This is a genomic window from Corynebacterium sp. KPL2895 (assembly GCF_040225815.1).
GTDB classification, from domain to species: domain Bacteria; phylum Actinomycetota; class Actinomycetes; order Mycobacteriales; family Mycobacteriaceae; genus Corynebacterium; species Corynebacterium rhinophilum.
In genome coordinates this window covers 1-1,566 of record NZ_JBEHFY010000051.1, presented here as the reverse complement: position 1 = coordinate 1,566, position 1,566 = coordinate 1, and the positions used below count along the sequence as shown (strand labels likewise).

Annotated in this window: 1 protein-coding gene and 1 pseudogene; both read right to left on the bottom strand. The window is 52.6% G+C overall.

Going from position 1 to position 1,566, the window contains the following annotated elements; all coding sequences use genetic code 11:
- Positions 1-722, bottom strand: a pseudogene (locus ABRP95_RS12005) (IS256 family transposase); the annotation flags it as partial.
- Between the two features lie 40 nt (positions 723-762).
- The coding region (locus tag ABRP95_RS12000) for an IS3 family transposase (RefSeq protein ID WP_349839488.1) at positions 763-1,566 on the bottom strand (804 nt) is incomplete at its 5' end.

The window sequence follows — 1,566 nt, the reverse complement described above, 5'->3', positions numbered from 1 at the left end:
GCTCCTTCCACGAGCCTGCCGGCTGTTCTTGAGGCTCGTTTGCCTTGCTTTGCTCTCTTTGCGGCTCGTTTGTCTTCAATAGTGCAGATCATCAGCCACAGCGTTTTCAGCGCGGATTCATCGTTGGTGAACTGCACCCTGTTGCGGGTGGCTTTACGCAGCTGGTTGTTAAACGACTCAATGGAATTCGTCGTATAGATGACCTTTCTGGCTGCTGGTGGGAACTGCAAAAATGGCACGAATCTATCCCATGCGTCCTGCCAGACCTTGACCGACTGAGGGTACTTCACACCCAGTTCAGAATCGGAAAATTCCTTCAACGCTGCTTCTGCCGTGGATTCATCAGTAGCCGTATAAACCTTCTTCAACGCGGCTGATACAGCGCGGCGATCCCCGTAGGTGACCTGCCGGTTCGCGGCGCGAATCAGGTGCACGATGCAGGTTTGTACCATGGAATTCGGCCAGGTTGCCTCCACTGCTTCTGGTAGGCCTTTCAGCCCGTCACAGCAGACAATAAAGACGTCTTTGACCCCGCGGTTAGATAAGTTGGCACATACATGTGCCCAAAACGATGCGCCTTCTTCTTTAGCAATCCATAGGCCCAAAATGTGCTTGATGCCATCTAAATCCACGCCGATAGCCATATAGGCAGACTTGTTGACAACCCTGCCACCGTCACGGACTTTAATGCGCAACGCATCCAGGAATATCACGGGGTAGAATTGGGCCTGACCCCCGGAAAGTGGACACGTCGGGGGTTAGCTATGCTGCTTTAGTCAGTGTAGCTGAAGTCTCGGCTTCAAAGACATCCGGCGCTACAAGGTTGCACCAGGAGTGGCGCCTGCGGGTGTTGTAGCGCATGCACCACCGGAAGACTTCCTGACGGCAGGAGATCGGACTGTCAAAAACTTTCCTATCGCGCAAGACTTCCCGCTTGAGCGTGGCGTTAAACGATTCTGCTAGGGCGTTATCCGCACTCGTTCCTACCGCTCCCATAGACTGGCGCACACCCAACGACGAGCAATAGCTCCTAAAGGCTTGTGAGGTGTACACACTGCCGTGATCGGAATGGAATATAGCTCTGTCAAGACTGCCGCGTACACCGTGTGCGTGGGCTAGGGCATCGATGACCAATAAGACCCGCATGTGGTCTGCGAGTGCATAACCTGCACGTTTGCGTGAATGAAGTGTCAATGACTGTGGCCACATACATGTTTGTCCCTCCCTTACACGGAAGGTAGATAAATATCGCCGACGTAAACGCGGTTCGGCTCGTTGGCTGTGAATAAGCGGGCCTAGTAAATCTGGCATGACGCGGTGGCCAGGCTTACGCCTGACAGTGATGCATCGGCGGCGTTTGGTGAAGCCTCTAAGTCCCATGGCTTTCATAATTCGTGCAACTTTCTTGTAATTTATCGGGCCGAAAACCGTATCACTGTTGAGGCTTGCAGCGATGCGTTTAGCACCATAAAGACCAAGCTCATCATCAAAGATGGTTGTGATTCTTGCACCAATAAGACCGTCAGAATATATCTTTAACCTGCGCTTTTTGCGGGTGCTCACCCA